At 41.6% G+C, this 15,880-nt stretch carries 15 protein-coding genes and 1 pseudogene; 8 read left to right on the top strand and 8 right to left on the bottom strand.

Annotated features, from left to right (window positions below; all coding sequences use genetic code 11):
• Positions 1-15 precede the first annotated feature (15 nt).
• From djlA to J8Z28_RS03510, 3 genes are read right to left on the bottom strand one after another with little or no spacing between them, the layout of a single operon-like run.
• On the bottom strand, positions 16-888 hold the full coding sequence (djlA, locus tag J8Z28_RS03520; protein ID WP_055021170.1) for a co-chaperone DjlA: 873 nt from the start codon (positions 886-888) through the stop codon (positions 16-18).
• Between the two features lie 23 nt (positions 889-911).
• Positions 912-1,568 (bottom strand): N-acetylmuramate alpha-1-phosphate uridylyltransferase MurU, encoded by a 657-nt coding sequence (murU, locus tag J8Z28_RS03515; protein WP_055197664.1) that lies wholly within the window; start codon positions 1,566-1,568, stop codon positions 912-914.
• On the bottom strand, positions 1,565-2,566 hold the full coding sequence (locus J8Z28_RS03510) for an aminoglycoside phosphotransferase family protein (protein ID WP_055021168.1): 1,002 nt from the start codon (positions 2,564-2,566) through the stop codon (positions 1,565-1,567). Before J8Z28_RS03510 ends, murU begins: the two co-directional genes overlap by 4 nt.
• A gap of 103 nt (positions 2,567-2,669) precedes the next feature.
• On the opposite strand from J8Z28_RS03510, the gene lptD reads away from it, so the two are divergent.
• The 7 genes from lptD (at position 2,670) to J8Z28_RS03475 (ending at position 11,398) form a co-directional block, all read left to right on the top strand.
• Positions 2,670-4,916 (top strand): LPS assembly protein LptD, encoded by a 2,247-nt coding sequence (gene lptD / locus J8Z28_RS03505; protein ID WP_054562770.1) that lies wholly within the window; start codon positions 2,670-2,672, stop codon positions 4,914-4,916.
• Positions 4,917-4,952: 36 nt separating this feature from the next.
• The gene (gene surA / locus J8Z28_RS03500; RefSeq protein ID WP_055021167.1) at positions 4,953-6,245 is read left to right on the top strand and encodes a peptidylprolyl isomerase SurA; all 1,293 of its coding nucleotides are present in this window, start codon (positions 4,953-4,955) and stop codon (positions 6,243-6,245) included.
• A gap of 5 nt (positions 6,246-6,250) precedes the next feature.
• Positions 6,251-7,243, top strand: a complete 993-nt coding sequence (gene pdxA, locus J8Z28_RS03495; RefSeq protein ID WP_054562772.1) for a 4-hydroxythreonine-4-phosphate dehydrogenase PdxA — start codon at positions 6,251-6,253, stop codon at positions 7,241-7,243.
• Positions 7,240-8,046: a 16S rRNA (adenine(1518)-N(6)/adenine(1519)-N(6))-dimethyltransferase RsmA gene (rsmA, locus tag J8Z28_RS03490; RefSeq protein ID WP_054550997.1), complete on the top strand. Its 807-nt coding sequence runs from the start codon at positions 7,240-7,242 to the stop codon at positions 8,044-8,046. Before pdxA ends, rsmA begins: the two co-directional genes overlap by 4 nt.
• Positions 8,030-8,419, top strand: coding sequence for a Co2+/Mg2+ efflux facilitator ApaG/CorD (gene apaG, locus J8Z28_RS03485; protein WP_054550996.1), 390 nt, complete (start codon positions 8,030-8,032; stop codon positions 8,417-8,419). The genes rsmA and apaG overlap by 17 nt, the downstream gene beginning before the upstream one ends.
• A 6-nt stretch (positions 8,420-8,425) precedes the next feature.
• Positions 8,426-9,241 (top strand): symmetrical bis(5'-nucleosyl)-tetraphosphatase, encoded by an 816-nt coding sequence (locus J8Z28_RS03480; RefSeq protein ID WP_055197656.1) that lies wholly within the window; start codon positions 8,426-8,428, stop codon positions 9,239-9,241.
• A 141-nt stretch (positions 9,242-9,382) separates the two neighbouring features.
• Complete coding sequence (locus J8Z28_RS03475) at positions 9,383-11,398, top strand: methyl-accepting chemotaxis protein (RefSeq protein ID WP_250659899.1); 2,016 nt, start codon at positions 9,383-9,385, stop codon at positions 11,396-11,398.
• Between the two features lie 151 nt (positions 11,399-11,549).
• On the opposite strand, the pseudogene J8Z28_RS03470 reads toward J8Z28_RS03475, so the two are convergent.
• The 5 genes and pseudogenes from J8Z28_RS03470 to rplU all read right to left on the bottom strand — a co-directional run bounded on the left by J8Z28_RS03470 (position 11,550) and on the right by rplU (position 14,458).
• Positions 11,550-11,928, bottom strand: a pseudogene (locus J8Z28_RS03470) (DUF3718 domain-containing protein).
• Positions 11,929-12,007: 79 nt separating this feature from the next.
• A complete protein-coding gene (folA, locus tag J8Z28_RS03465) occupies positions 12,008-12,487 on the bottom strand; it encodes a type 3 dihydrofolate reductase (protein WP_082401652.1) in 480 nt (159 codons plus the stop codon).
• Between the two features lie 80 nt (positions 12,488-12,567).
• Complete coding sequence (gene cgtA / locus J8Z28_RS03460; protein WP_054562776.1) at positions 12,568-13,722, bottom strand: Obg family GTPase CgtA; 1,155 nt, start codon at positions 13,720-13,722, stop codon at positions 12,568-12,570.
• Between the two features lie 150 nt (positions 13,723-13,872).
• Positions 13,873-14,130 (bottom strand): 50S ribosomal protein L27, encoded by a 258-nt coding sequence (rpmA, locus tag J8Z28_RS03455; protein ID WP_054551015.1) that lies wholly within the window; start codon positions 14,128-14,130, stop codon positions 13,873-13,875.
• Between the two features lie 16 nt (positions 14,131-14,146).
• Entirely contained in the window at positions 14,147-14,458 is a 312-nt protein-coding gene (gene rplU / locus J8Z28_RS03450) for a 50S ribosomal protein L21 (protein ID WP_036965957.1), read from the bottom strand.
• A 410-nt stretch (positions 14,459-14,868) separates the two neighbouring features.
• Here rplU and ispB point away from each other — a divergent pair, with 410 nt between their 5' ends.
• Complete coding sequence (ispB, locus tag J8Z28_RS03445; RefSeq protein ID WP_248529289.1) at positions 14,869-15,840, top strand: octaprenyl diphosphate synthase; 972 nt, start codon at positions 14,869-14,871, stop codon at positions 15,838-15,840.
• The last annotated feature ends 40 nt before the right edge of the window (positions 15,841-15,880 follow it).

The following is a 15,880-nucleotide window of genomic DNA, read 5'->3' as shown; positions in this document are numbered from 1 at the left end:
GAAGTAGACGGCTTTTTACGCCGCCTTTTTTAAATACTCATAAGCCGCTTGAATATCTTGGCTTTTCTTTACCGCTACTTCCATCATATGTTTTGGTAAACCTTGCGATACCAGCTTATCGGGGTGATGCTGAGCCATAAGCTTTCGATAAGCAACTTTAATATCTCTCGCAGAAGCATCATTATTTAAGCCTAAAAGAGCCAACGCTTGGGCGCGATTCATACCATTATTTTGTGGCACACTGTGCCCTCTTTGTTCACTATGACTACTGCGATTTTGCTGGCTTTGTTGACGTTGCTGTTCATAAAAACGCTGCTGTTGCTGACGAAATGCAAATTCAGCTTGGTAGCGTTTTAATAAAAATGCGAACTGAGTACGTGAAATACCTAACTGCTTGCTCACCTCTTGCAATAGCTGCTTTTCTTGCTCTGCAAGGTGGCCATCTGAAAAGGCCATTTGAATTTGTATTTCGAGGAACAGTTGCAATAAATCATGGCGTCGAGCAAAGCGCTCTTTAAAGTCATGAACGGTTTCTTTTAATGAAAAGTCGCTTTCTTTACCACTACGAAAGGCATCTTGTGCTTCTCTTCGCTCATCACCCGATAAGCCCATTTCGTCCATAAACAGACTTGCAGCACGAATATGCGTTTCACTAACGCGACCATTCGATTTGGCGATATGCCCCATCACCGCAAAACAGCTAGAAAAGAAAAGTGCTTGGCGCTCGTTAATATCATCGCCTTTAAACAAACCAGAAAAACCACCTGCTTTATCAAAGTCTTGTTTTAAGCTGCGATCGAACATATGGCCTAGGTATAGGCCCAGTAAGGCTCCTATAAATTTGCCAAACATAAAGCCAAAACAAAAACCGAGTACTTTTCCCCACATAATTTGGCAAACCTCTGTTGTTATTACAAAGCGAAACGTTGATTGATTTCGTCGAGTCTGGCAGGTGTGCCAATGTCATCCCATTGCCCCAAATAAAGCTCAGTCGAAACTTGATGTTCACTGAGCTTTTCTCGCAAAATGGGCCCAAGTGGACGAATACCTACGCTTAGACCTTTAAAGAAATCAGCATGATAGCGACTTATACCGGAAAAAGTATACTTTTGACTATCTGGGCTTAGGTGACTCAGTGCAAAATCACCATCAGGGTTATGCGCAGGATTTTCAACAAGGACAATATGCGCCTCCCCTGCTTGCAGATGAAGCTGCATCAACGAAGTCACATCATAATCAGTAAACACATCACCATTGATGACAATAAATTGCTCACCCAATAACGGCAATGCTTGAATGATGCCCCCGGCGGTTTCAAGCCCCCCAGCCTGCTCTTGGCTGTAAGTGATCGATACACCAAACTGCGAACCATTACCGAAATACTCTGTTATTTTGTCACCTTGCCAGGCAAGGTTAATGACAATATCGGTAATGCCTGCTTGGCGTAAGTTATTAATATGATGCTCTAATAATGGCTTGCCGTTAATCTTTAGCATCGGCTTTGGCATCGTTTCTGTTAGCGGCATCATGCGTTTACCACGGCCCGCCGCTAGGATCATTGCTTTCATTTGGACTCTTTCGTTAATCGCTGCTTAGTCTGTGGAATAATAGTCTGCTCTATCCACTGGCCAAGGGCTGTTAACTCTGGGTATTCTTTACTGACATTACTAATGTATGTAAGGGTTGGCAGCACATTATTCAAATAACCAGACTTACCGTCACGTAATTTTAAGCGGCAAAATATACCTGCAGCTTTTAAATGACGCTGCACGCCGGTTAAGTCAAACCAGCGCTTAAACATCGCAAATGAGGTGTCTTGCAATAGCTGTTGCTCGCTGAATTCGTCATAAGCGTAATGTAAAAGGTAATCTAGCTCTTGCTCTGGTAACTTGAAATAGCAATCCCTTAATAACGACACAAGGTCATAACACACTGGCCCTTGTACCGCATCTTGATAATCGATAATTGCCCATTGCTGCCCCGTGCGCATAATATTGCGGCTATGGAAGTCTCGGTGCACTGTAACAATTGGTTGTTCAAGGGCATTGTTAACTAATAACTCACAAGCCTGTTGCCACATTTGCTGCTCATCAGCAGAAAGTTGCTCACCAATAAAGCTATCGACTAACCAATCTCTAAAAATGCTCAGTTCAAATTGTAAAAACTCGCCATCAAATACTTTCATGTATTGGGCTGGCGGGATTTGCGCCCATTGTGCACTTAACTTTATTAGATGTTTGTAGTGTAAAGTGCGGTCTTCGTCGCCCAGTAAATCAGCCAAATGAGTATTGCCTAAATCACTCAGCAAGAAGAAGCCTTGCTTTTCATCTGCTTGAAGAATTTTTGGTAATTTAAAGCCATGCTGAGAAAACACTTTATTGAGTTCTATATAAGGCGTGTTATCTAATTTATCTGGATCTGAGTCCATGACAATATAGCTCTGATCACTTGTATTTACGCGGAAATAACGGCGAAAACTCGCATCCCCTGTGATGGCGGCTAATTGATATTCATCCTCTTTAAAATGAGGATTCAAAAACTGCTGTAAACTTTTATAACGATTCATTTAGTAAGATATCTATTTTTCACTAAGTCAATTACTGTATTTGCCATTGTTTTCCTTTATTATGTCTAGCTTATATCCAACCAAAGAGCATTAAGGTCATTAAATGAGCAAAACCTGGGGCATAATGATGCTAAGCGTACTTAGCGCACCATCGTTCGCCGAAACTGAACTGACACACAATTTTTGTGGCACTTCAATGCAAACCAGAGCTTGGCAACCGCTCCCTGGCCTTGAACTTAATATGATCGATATCAAATCCGATGATATTGAACTATTGGGTACCCAAAGCGCAGAATTTACCGGTAATGTAGATATTAACACCCTAACGATGAATTTGTCCGCACAAAGTGCACTGATTGACAAACAACGTGGGTTACTTAATGCAACCGGCCCTATCGTTTATCGCGATAAAGTAAGCCAAATTAATAGTTCTGGGCTCAATGCGGATTTAAATAATTCTGAATTAAGCTTGCTTGGTGCTGATTATAAGCTCACCGACCAACTTGGTCATGGTGGCGCAGAAAAACTAACAGTCAACGAGTCTGGCCTAAACCTGATGAACGCAAGCTTTACTACCTGCCCGGGCGAAACACCGGTGTGGGCAATTGAAGCTGACGAAATTGACTTATCAAGTGAAGATGGCTGGGGCGAAACTCACAATACCGTATTACGGGTATTTGATACGCCAGTTCTTTATGTTCCTTATTTTACGTTTCCGTTAGATGACCGCCGTAAATCAGGTTTATTAACACCTAACTTCTCAAGTTCAGGCCGCTACGGTATTGAAACCATCACTCCGTATTACTGGAATATTGCTCCAAATTACGATGCCACCATTACGCCGCGCTATATGTCGAAGCGCGGCTTGCAAATGATTGGTGAGTTTCGTTATTTAACTGAGCAAAACAACGGCCTCATTGCCGTTGAGTACCTAGATAAAGATGATGAAGAGCCAAATGTTGACTCGCGTTATCTATTCCATTGGCAACAGCAAAGTTACTTTGGTGAAAACTGGCGCGGTAATATCGATATTACTAACGTTAGTGATGATAACTACTTAACCGATTTAAATTCTGGCTATGCGACTCGCACAGACACTCAGTTATACCGTACAGGTTCACTCACCCACTTAGGTGACACTTGGCGCACCAATATTAAGCTACAGAGTTTTGAAGTACTTGGTGATCACCGCGAGTCATATGCGGCGCTGCCACAAATTAGTTTTTCGCAAACTGATGCGTATGATTTTTATGGCGTTGATTTAACCCTTGATGGTGAGCTTAGTTATTTCACGAATGATGACGCAGTTATTGATGAAGCAAGCCGTGTTCACATAGAACCTAAAGCAAGCTTTGGTTATCAAGAATACGCATGGTCATTTTTATCTGAGTTCAGCGTATTACATACTGAATATAACCAGCATGGTGATTTAGCAGGGACAGACTACGACGAAAAAGTCACCCGTACCCTGCCAAAAGTGCGTTTATACAGCCAATTAAATTTTGAACGTGATACTGCGTTTTTCTTCAAAGATGGTATTCAAACTCTTGAGCCACAAATTCAGTACTTGTATACGCCAAATAAAGACCAATCCAATATTGGCCTTTACGATACGGCAAAATTACAAGATGACTTTTTTGGTTTATTTAGAGATCGTCGTTTCTCAAGTATCGACCGTATTGCTACTGCGAACCAATTTACGTTAGGTGCGACTACTCGCTTATTTAGCAATGAAAACGAAGAAGTATTTAATTTCAGCGCAGGCCAAATCTTCTATTTAAGTGATGATGCCAAGCCTACATCACAAGGTATTAATGTTGATACTAACTACAATGCCTTGTTCGCAGCGCAAACCATGTTACATTGGCACCGTCGCTGGTATCTATCAGGTGGTATTCAATACGACACTGATGGTAAAGAAATTATTCAATCAAATATCACCTTAGATTATAAAGGTGACGATAAACAGCTCGTGCAATTGAACCATCGCTATGCAAATGATGTCTCAGGCAATACAATCGAGCAAGTTGGTCTATTTACCAGCATTCCGCTATCGCAAGATTGGCAGTTTGTTGGCAGCTATCACCGCGATTTAGAAAGTGGTCGTAGCATTGAGGTTTTCAGCGGTCTTCAGTATGAATCGTGCTGTTGGGCGTTTCAAATCACAGGCCGTCGTCAAATCGAAACTGATTTAAACCAGGCGATTGGTCAAGAGCAAGCAACCTTTGATACCAGTATTGGCTTCAATATCGTATTAAAAGGGCTTGGAAGTAAAAGCCGTTATGATGCACAAAAATTATTACAACAAGGTATTTTTGGCTATCGTAGACCGTATTTTCTTAATAACTAGTACCGCAGTACTATTAGCAAGAGTATTAGAAAAAGTATGAATTTAAAAAAATTATTTGCATCTGCATTATTAACAGTTGGCCTTTGCCAAAGCGTTTTCGCAAAACCTGTCGAAATTGACAAAGTCGTTGGTGTAGTTAACCAAGGTGTTATTTTACAAAGTGAAGTAGACACCATTATCAATCGCGTAAAAACTCAAGCGCAAGAGCAAGGTCAGCAATTACCTTCTGATGATACGCTTCGCATTCAAGCAATCGAGCGTTTAGTAAACCAAACTCTGATGATGCAACTTGCTGAGCGCATGGGCTTAGAAATCTCTGACTCTCAGTTAGACCAAACTCTTGAAAATATGGCTCGTGAGCAAGGCGGTACAATCGCTGATTTACGTCGCACTATCGAGGCATCAGGCGAGAGCTACCCAGCATACCGTGAAGAAATTCGTAAAGAAATCACCACGCAACAAGTAATGCGTGCGAACGTTGACCGTCGTATTTATATTAGCCCACAAGAAATCGATAACCTTCTTAAAATCATGGAAACTCAAGGCAAGAATGCCGAAGAGTATGATATTGGTCATATCTTGATTGATATCCCAAGTGATGCAACAGCTGATGAAATCACCAGTGCTAAAACGCGTGCAGATAAAGTTATCGAGTTTTTAAAAGAAGGCAAAGAGTTCAAGCGTATCGCTATTTCATCTTCTAGCGGTTCAAAAGCCCTTGAAGGTGGTCAGCTAGGTTGGATGAGCATCAACGAAATGCCATCACTATTTGCAGAAGCGGTAAAAGGCCATAAAAAAGACGATATCGTTGGCCCGCTTCGTTCAGGTGCTGGTTTCCACATCATTAAAGTGCAAGATGTTCGTGGTCGCCAAGTTGTTGAAACAACTGAGGTTCGTTCACGTCACATCTTAATTAAGCCTTCTATCATCTTAAGCGAAGAAAAAGCGCGTGACATGCTAAAAGGTTTTGCTAAAGAGCTACGTGAAGGTAAAGCTGACTTTGGTGAACTTGCTAAAGAATACTCTGAAGACCCGGGTTCTGCATTAAAAGGGGGTGAGTACGATTGGACTGATCCAAGCACCTATGTACCAGAATTTAAAAATACCCTGCTTTCTCTAGATAAAAATGAAATCAGTGAGCCATTCAGAACACAGTTTGGTTGGCACATTGTACAGCTACTTGATAAGCGTGTAGCTGATAAAACAGAGCAAGCTAAGCGTAACCGCGCTCACCAACTACTGTTTAATCGTAAATTTAAAGAAGAAAGTTTCAACTGGCAGCAAGAAATGCGTGAACAAGCGCACGTTGATATTTTCCCAACAGAATAAAAATTATGACCATTAGAATTGCAATTACCCCAGGTGAGCCAGCCGGTATTGGCCCTGATTTACTTATCAAGTTAGCCCAGCACCAGTGGGATGCCCAACTGGTGGTGATTGCTGATGGCGCGCTGTTAAAACAGCGCGCTAAATTGCTTGGTTTAGATATTAATTTAATTGACTTCGATGACAGCCAAGCCCCAAGCATTGCCCCTGCAGGCAGCGTTTACTTACATCAAGTAGATTTAGGCTCTGACGTTGAAGTGGGCGTACTTAATGACGCCAATGGTCAATACGTGCTGGATACACTACGTATCGCCAGTGAAAAAAATATGGATGGTACCTTTGCCGCTGTTGTAACAGGTCCTGTGCATAAAGGGATTATCAACAAAGCAGGTATCTCATTCAGCGGTCACACTGAGTATTTTGCGCAGCAATCGAATACTGCCGATGTAGTGATGTTGTTAGCTACAGAAGGCTTACGTGTGGCGCTTGTTACGACGCATATACCGCTTGCTTATGTATCGCGCGCAATCACCGTTGAACGTTTAAGTAAAGTTGCCACTATTTTAAACCATGACTTACAAACTAAGTTTGGTATTGAAAAACCGCGTATCCTCGTATGTGGTCTAAACCCACATGCTGGCGAAGATGGTCATTTAGGCACTGAAGAAATTGATACCATAGCGCCAACTTTAGAGCTGTTAAATAATCAAGGCATGAACTTAATTGGACCATTGCCTGCTGATACCCTGTTCCAAGATAAATACCTTTCGCAAGCAGATGCCGTGCTTGCAATGTATCACGATCAGGGATTACCTGTGCTAAAATACAAAGGTTTCGGCAATTCGGTCAACATCACCCTTGGCCTGCCATTTATTCGCACCTCTGTAGATCACGGTACGGCTCTCGATTTAGCCGGCACAGGTACTGCTGATGTAGGTAGTTTTGAATTAGCGATCCGCGAAGCAATTAAGCTCGCCCATGAAAAAGCACAGAATCAATGACAGATAAAGTACATTTAGGACACCGCGCTCGTAAGCGTTTTGGTCAAAACTTTTTAAACGATGACATGATCATCGACAAAATCGTCACGGCTATCGATCCTAAACCTGAAGACAATTTAGTAGAAATCGGCCCGGGTCTTGGTGCAATCACTGAGCCAGTCGCTGATTTAAGTGGCCACCTAACAGTTGTTGAGCTAGATAAAGACTTAGCAGAACGTTTAACGAGCCACCCATTCTTAGGGCCAAAGTTAACAGTGCATCAAGGCGATGCAATGAAATTCGATTTTAGCTCTTTGATCAAGTCTGACGAAAAGTTAAAGATTTTTGGTAACTTACCATACAACGTTTCGACTCCGCTGCTATTCCATTTATTTGAGTTCGCAGATAACGTAGAGCACATGCACTTTATGCTGCAAAAAGAAGTGGTCAAACGTATGGTCGCAGGCCCGGGCAGTAAAGCATTTGGTCGCTTAAGTGTAATGACGCAATATTACTGTCACGCAATGCCAGTGATTGATGTGCCGCCAGAGTGCTTTAAACCAGCACCTAAAGTAGATTCAGCGGTTATTCGCTTGATCCCTAAAAAGCCTGAGCAACGTTCAGCTAAAAGCACGAAGTTACTAAACACGGTATGTTTAGAAGCCTTTAATCAACGCCGTAAGACTCTGCGTAATAGTTTATCTAACTTACTTACAGCTGAAGAACTAACAAGCATCGGCATTGATATCACTCTGCGTGCTGAAAGCCTGTCTTTACAACAATTTATTGATATAGCTAATTGGATTTATGACAACAAGCAGTAATTTAGGTTCTCCAATTAAGGTGTCGGTTGAGACCTTCTATGTAGAAGGTCAATCAGAGCCTGAACAAGATAAATACGTTTTTGCTTACTCAATCACCATAAAAAACCACAGTTTATGCAGTGCTAAGCTATTGAGTCGTTACTGGTTAATTACCGATGCCAACGGTAAAGAAGTGGAAGTACAAGGTGAAGGGGTTGTGGGTGAAACACCTACCATTGCCCCAGGTGAAAGCTACAAATACACCAGTGGTGCAGTGCTTGATACTCCTGTTGGGACGATGCAAGGCCATTACACCATGCGTAACGAATTTGGCACTGAGTTTGAAGCGCCAATCGAGGTGTTTCGTTTAGCTCGTCCAAACATATTGCATTAGGTAATAATGGCTAACTACGCAATTGGTGACTTACAAGGCTGTTATAGTGAATTTGATGCGTTACTAAAACGTGTCAACTTCAACCCAAGCCAAGATCACCTTTACTTAGTTGGCGATATTGTTGCTCGAGGCCCTGATTCACTCGCTTGCCTCGAGCGCCTTCATACTATGCAAGGCAGTGTAACTATTACTCTTGGTAATCATGATTTACACCTAATTGCTTGTCATTATCTAAATAAACCAGCAAATCCAAAAGATAAGCTTGCTGGTGTTTTTGACAGCCCAAAGCTCCCTGAATATATTCACTTTTTGCAACAACAACCATTAGCGATTTGGCTTGAACGCTATGACATGCTGATAAGCCATGCTGGCTTAAATCCAAATTGGTCAATAAAAAAAGCATTAAAACGCGCTCGCTTTGCCGAAAGTTGCTACCAAGGTAGTGATGCCTATCATTACTTTGCCAATATGTATGAACCCCACCCATTAGAATGGCAATCAACGCTACCTAACGAGGCTAAATTTCGTTATATCGTTAATTACTTCACGCGCATGCGCTTCGTTAATTTGCTTGGTGAACTCGATTTCAGCAATAAAACCAGCATTAGTGAAGATAGCTCAATAATCCCTTGGTTTGAGCATCCGAGTATAAGTAAGCTCAAGCAACAGATCACATTTGGTCATTGGGCTGCTTTAGAAGGTAAAGTTAAAGCCGAAAATATTCATGCCCTCGACACTGGCTGTGTATGGGGAGGCGCGATGACCCTCATGGAACTCAGCAAAAAAGACTGTTTTGTCGAAAAATCCCACTCTTTTATCTAAATAAACTGAAAAATAGCTGAACATCTGTTAGATTTATAACAATTAAAGTTAATTTAATTTTAAGCTAATTAAATTTAAATACTTAACTAATTGGCAACCTTGCCGATAAGTGTTGATTAGTACTATTTTCTGGAATTACATATGAACTTGACCGTTAGACAGCGTATTTGGGGTGGCTTTATTGTTATTACGTTACTCCTGCTATTTATTGGTGGTAACTCGTTGATCAGAATTACCAACATTGATCAATCGACACAGCGAGTTAATCAGCTGTCATTACCGGCCCTCGACAAAAGTTATGAGTTGCAGGTTGAATTCATCCTGATGAGTAAATCAGCGCAAGCTAGTTTTTACACTACATCACAAGATGAATTAGCAACTATTCGCAAGAACTTTACCGAACAGAAAAAGCGTTACGATAGCTCTTATCAAGACCTACAACAAATAGTGAGTAACGACCCTAAATTAAAACAAAGCAGTCAAGAAGTTGAGCAAACTTATAAGCGCTTTGCCAAGTCTGTCGATAACCTTTTTAAGGATAAACAAACTCAACTTGAACTTAACAATACGCTGCGCACCCAGCTTGAAGATATTGAGATCAGCGCAGAAGATGCTAACTCTGTTGTGCTTGACATCATTGATATTGATGGTCTTGAAGAGAACCATTCACGTGCCTACCAAGCTGCTAACAACATGGAAAACAACTTCCAGTCGGTAGTGACTAACAGTACCGATATGCTAACGGTTAAAACTCTTAACACGTTAGATATCGTGAAAAACGAACAAGTTTATTACTTAGAAGAAGTTGAGCGCAGCCTTGGCCTTATTCGCCCAGCTATCATTGAAAGTAATGCTGATTTATATAATGACCTAAACAGTTATGTTGAAAACCTTGTAAATAACGTACGTGGCAACAACAGCCTATCAGCAAATAAAAAGCGTTTAATTGATGCAATTGCACAAACTCAAGCTGAACTTGCAAATGCAGAGAAATCAACGACTGAAGCCCTAAAACAACTTAAAGAGCTTGTTGACCAAGCAACTGTACTTGCTTTTGACTTACAGCAAGATGTAAGTGGTAACGTATCTACAGCAACCATCTGGACTTGGATTGCCATGGTTATCGCCACTTTAATTGCAATTGCTGTTGCAGCAATTACTGTTAGCCGTATTACTAAACCACTTTCTGAAGTAAACCGTATTCTTGATATTGTTGCTAGCGGCGATATGACTCAACGCCTAGACGACTCTGCTAAAGACGAGTTTGGTGAGCTATCACGTAGTTGTAATACGCTAATCGAAAGTTTACGTACGCTTATTCAAGGCATTATCTCTCGCTCTACACAGCTTGCAGCTGCATCTGAAGAAACTTCAGCAATCACTGAAGAATCAAGCCAAGCTATTCGTAATCAACAAGCGCAAGTAGAACAAGCTGCTACAGCAACCACGGAAATGAGCAGCACATCACAAACGGTAAGCAGCAGTGCTCAACAGGCACTTAGTGAAATCAAGAACGCAGATAAAGAAGCTGACCGTGTTAAAGGTATTTCTTCGCAAAACAAAGCGACTATTGAACAACTTGCTCGTGAAGTTGATGATGCATCACAAGTTATCAATAAGCTACACAAAGATAGCGCATCAATTGGTGGCATCTTAGATGTTATTCGTGGCATTGCAGAGCAAACTAACCTACTTGCACTGAATGCTGCAATTGAAGCAGCCCGTGCCGGTGAACAAGGTCGAGGCTTCGCTGTTGTAGCTGACGAAGTACGCTCTCTAGCGAGTAAGACTCAAGAATCGACGCAAGAGATCCAAGCTATGATTGAATCGCTTCAAGTTGGTGCAGAGGCTGCTGTATCGGCAATGTCGAAAGGTAAGCAACAGGCTGAGTCTTGTGTTGAGCAATCAGACCTTGCCAACACAGCCCTTGACTCAATCACAGCAGCCGTTGCACAAGCGCATAATGTAAGTGAAGAGATCTCGACAGCCGCTCACGAACAGCAACAAGTATCGCAAGAAATTAGTGAACGCTTAGAGTCAATTGTGGCAATTGCAGAGCAAACAGCTGAGGGCGCAAACCAAACCAATATTTCAAGTTCAGAAGTTGCTAAGTTAGCCGAAGAACTACGTTTATCGGTAGACGCGTTTAAAGTTTAAGAAGCTGTAAACGAGTTACGAGTTAACAAAGATAGAAGCCGTGTTTGTGAAAACAAACACGGTTTTTTGTATGTATTCACTTTATAAGGTGTTATTCAGGCACAAAAAAACCGCAACGAGTGCGGTTTCTTAAATTCTATTGGCGTTTCAATTAAAGGCCTGCGCGGTCTTTAATAACAGCGATTAGTGGAGAACCACCGTGGCCGTTTGATTCTGCCCATGCGATGTCTGCACCGTCTGCTAAAGAGCTTTTAGATAAGTTCTTAACGATGTATTCACCAGCATCCGCAGCGCCGCTTTCAATTGCATGACGAAGCATATTGTTGCCGTTACATTTTACAGCATCAAAGATGTTACGAATTTTCACACGTGAGCTTTTAAGCTTACTACGTAAACGGTTTTTATCATCAGCTGCGATGTACTCACAGATAGAAACCGCTAATTGATCATCAGCTATTTGCTGGTGCTGTATACGCAACTGACGCTGAAACAACAGCCGCTGCAAGTAACATATTTGGTAACTTCATCATATTTTGCCCTTATGTAATACTTTCTTCTTACCAAGATTGTGTAATATTGTACCAACTAATTAATTTTACCGCAATAATGTTACGAGTTTTTATACAGGGTTACAAAAGTATACGAGTAAGGGTTTTTGTTATCAGGCTGATGCTTTTCTTGCTCGGCAACTGTCCAATTAGCAACACTTTCGTAATCTGGAAACTGCGTATCACCGGCCACTTCAAGGTCGATGAATGTTAAGTATAGACGATCTGCTTGAGATAGAAATTGTTCGTATATATTTCCGCCACCTATAATCATTACTTCTTCAACATCAGCAACCAATTCCAGCGCAGCCTCTGGTGAAGTAACCACCTCAATACCTTCAGCTGTGTAATCAGCATTACGCGTGATAATAATATTTTGACGACCTGGTAAAGGCCGACCTATTGATTCAAATGTTTTACGGCCCATGATCACAGGCTTTGCCATGGTTACTTTTTTAAAGTGTTGCAGATCGGCGGGTAAATGCCATGGCATTTGGTTGTCTTGGCCAATTACTCGGTTATTTGCCATAGCAGCAATCATTGAAATTTTCACACTAAACCTTAATACTTTTTTCTTATTAATAAAAAAGGAGCGCATGGCTCCTTTTCAGTTTTAAAATTTTATCGTTGGTAGATAACTTCTACATCGTAGTCATCATCATCCCAGTCGTCATCCCAATCATCATCGTCTTGAGATGTTGCTTTCTGATGATAAGTATCCCACTTAAATTCAACTTCTTCTTTCTCTTCTTCAGCGAATTTCTCTTTCGGCATACTATCAAGTAGCGCCATAATGTCATGACATAGTGCTTGAGTATTTTGCTTATTTGCTGCAGAGATACGGTAAACATTAACCTCTTCACCTAGCTCTTCGGCAATTTCATTACACAGCGCTTCAGCTTCATCTTCTGGTAATAGGTCAATTTTGTTAAATACTAACCAGCGCGGCTTTTCAGCAAGCTTAGGACTATATTGGTGTAGCTCATTAATAATCGCAAAGGCATTATCAACCGGATTTGTGCCATCAACAGGCATAACATCAATGATATGCAGTAATACACGACAACGCTCTAAGTGCTTTAAGAAGCGAATACCAAGGCCTGCACCATCTGAAGCCCCTTCGATTAGACCTGGAATATCAGCAATTACAAATGACTTATTCGCATCTGGGCGTACTACACCAAGATTAGGAATAAGCGTCGTAAACGGGTAATCTGCCACTTTTGGTTTAGCTGCAGAAACACTGCGGATAAACGTTGATTTACCAGCATTTGGTAAACCAAGTAAGCCAACATCAGCAAGTAGCATTAGCTCTAAGCGTAAGCTGCGAACTTCACCAGGTGTACCTAGTGTTTTTTGACGTGGCGCACGGTTTGTACTTGATTTAAAACGTGCGTTCCCCAAGCCATGGAAACCACCTTTTGCAACAACAACCTTTTGACCATGCTGGGTTAAATCACCTAATGACTCTTCAGTATCAACATCAATGATACGTGTACCAACAGGCACCTTAAGCGTTAAATCAGCGCCTTTTTTACCAGTCATGTTACGGCTTTGGCCATTTGTGCCGCGCTCTGCTTTATGAAAACGCTCAAATTGGTAATCAATTAACGTATTTAAGTTTTCATCGGCTTGTAGATAAACGCTGCCGCCATCGCCGCCGTCGCCGCCATCAGGACCGCCATCTGGTACATATTTTTCACGTCGGAAAGATACGACACCGCTGCCGCCATCACCCGCGTCACAACGAATTTCTACTTCATCTACAAACTTCATGATTACTCACTTTAAGATTGGCTTGTTAATAACTCTATTATATACCTAAGTGCCTTATTCAGCACCCAATGCCAAGGCGCTTAGGTATATATTTATGAGCCTTAAAACAAAAAACCCCGCAAAGGCGGGGTTTTTCAAATATCGAGATGATTACTCAGCTACGATATTTACGTATTTACGGTTTAAAGGACCTTTCTGTTCGAATTGAACTTTACCATCTGCTTTTGCGAAGATAGTGTGGTCTTTACCGATACCTACGTTTGCGCCAGCGTGGAAACGAGTACCACGTTGACGAACAATGATGCTACCCGCTAGAACTGATTCGCCACCAAAACGCTTAACACCTAGGCGTTTGCTTTCTGAATCGCGACCGTTACGAGTACTACCAGCTGCTTTTTTATGTGCCATTTCTCAGTACCTCTAATTAAGCGCTAATGCCAGTGATTTTAACTTCAGTGAACCATTGACGATGGCCCATTTGCTTACGAGAATGCTTACGACGTCTAAATTTAACAATCTTAACTTTCTCACCGCGACCGTGTGAAACAACCTCAGCTGTTACTTTACCACCGTTTACGAACGGTACACCGATCTCGATTTTCTCACCATCAGCAACTAAAAGTACTGAATCAAATTCAACTGCTGCACCAGTTTCAACGTCTAATTTCTCAAGACGAATTGTTTGACCTTCAGTCACACGGTGCTGTTTACCACCACTTTGGAAAACCGCGTACATAATTAACTCCGTCTGTGCGCCCTCAAATCGACGCAACTAAAATATTCTTCAATAGGGCGCGAAGTTTACGCTAATGTGCAAAAACTAGCAAGCCTCTTTTTCGATAAAATGAATAAAAAATAGCTGCATTGAGAGCAATTCAATATTTTCCCCTATTCTATCCTAAAAACACCACATGCCAAGCGGTTTTTACGATCTCATGACAATTAAATTACGCTAATAATACGCACCTTGAAAATTCAAAAAGCTGATCACTTATTAATCAAGACTATAAATTTATCTAGGCAAAATTGATCTCAAATAAAAAACTTTACAGTGTTTTTTTACTGAATCATCACAAAATATCGAGCAAGCGCTTTTTTTGTTGTACAATCAGCCCCGTATACCCATAAATATTGGCTCGGAGATCAATGGATATAAAAGCTATCCAGACGTTAATCGAAAATGAAATGGATGACGTCAATCAACTTATACATGCCCAAATGCGCTCAGATGTCGCATTGGTTAACCAACTCGGTTTATACATAGTAAACAGTGGCGGTAAACGCGTTCGTCCTATGTTGGCCATTTTAGCGGCAAAAGCACTTGGTTATGAGGGCAAAGACCATATTACGCTTGCCACTATCATCGAATTTATTCATACCGCAACTTTATTGCATGACGACGTTGTCGACGAGTCACATTTGCGCCGTGGTACGCCTACAGCCAACGCAGAGTTTGGTAATGCAGCGAGCGTTTTGGTGGGTGACTTTATCTATACACGTTCATTTCAGCTTATGGTTGGCCTAGGTAAAATGCCAATCATGCAAATTTTAGCTGATGCAACCAATGTCATCGCTGAAGGTGAAGTATTACAGCTAATGAATTGTAATGACCCTGACACCACAGAACAAAGCTATATGCAGGTTATTTACAGCAAAACGGCAAAATTGTTCGAAGCTGCAACCGGCCTTGCTGCAATTATTACCGAGCAAGACGAACAAACCCTTGAAGCATTAAACTTATACGGTATGCATCTTGGCACTGCATTCCAATTAGTGGATGATGTTCTAGATTACAATGCTGATGCCGAGCAACTTGGTAAAAACATTGGCGATGATTTAGCTGAAGGTAAACCTACCCTACCGCTTATCTACGCAATGCAAAAAGGCACACCAGAGCAAGTTAAGCTAGTACGCGAAGCAATTGAGCTTGGTAATGGTATGGAGCACTTAGAGAGCATTCTAGCAGCATTAGCTGACACTAAGGCCCTTGAGTTTGCAATGCAAAAAGCTGAGCAAGAAGCTGACAAAGCAATTGCTTGTATTGCGTTCTTACCAGACACACCGTACAAACAAGCCTTAGAGAGTTTGGCACGCATCGCCGTTGCCCGCGATCACTAAACGCTATTTATTCGAGCCATTAAAAAAGCCTGCATTTGCA

Origin of the sequence: Pseudoalteromonas sp. SCSIO 43088 (assembly GCF_023650795.1) — a bacterium.
GTDB lineage: Bacteria > Pseudomonadota > Gammaproteobacteria > Enterobacterales > Alteromonadaceae > Pseudoalteromonas > Pseudoalteromonas shioyasakiensis.
Note: the sequence above shows the minus strand (reverse complement) of the source record. Positions and strands in the feature narration are given on the sequence as shown.